Raw genomic sequence first — 258 nt, forward strand, 5'->3', positions numbered from 1 at the left:
CCGCCGATCCCACGCCCGGCGGGGGCCAGCGACAGCACTGTCATCGGGAGCGTATTTTCGCCGCTCGTCACCCATCTGACCGACGTGCCTTGAGGGTCGGCATCTATCAAGGCGACCTTGTTGCCGCCTGCCTCGAAGGCTGCCGCGATATTGACGGAGATGGTCGTCTTTCCAGTACCACCTTTCTGATTGCTCCCGGCGATCTTGAAAGCCATTAAATTCCTCCAAGGAGTTTTGCGTAATATATGCAGTTATTGC

1 protein-coding gene is annotated in these 258 nt (G+C 57.0%); it reads right to left on the reverse strand.

All coding sequences use genetic code 11. The features are described from left to right. Positions 1–215, reverse strand: a 215-nt coding sequence (locus SB751_RS32555) for an AAA family ATPase (RefSeq protein WP_410749325.1), incomplete at its 3' end; no start/stop codon positions are given. Positions 216–258 lie beyond the last annotated feature (43 nt).

The sequence above is a fragment of the Cupriavidus sp. SIMBA_020 genome, from assembly GCF_046535395.1.
Lineage (GTDB): Bacteria > Pseudomonadota > Gammaproteobacteria > Burkholderiales > Burkholderiaceae > Cupriavidus > Cupriavidus campinensis.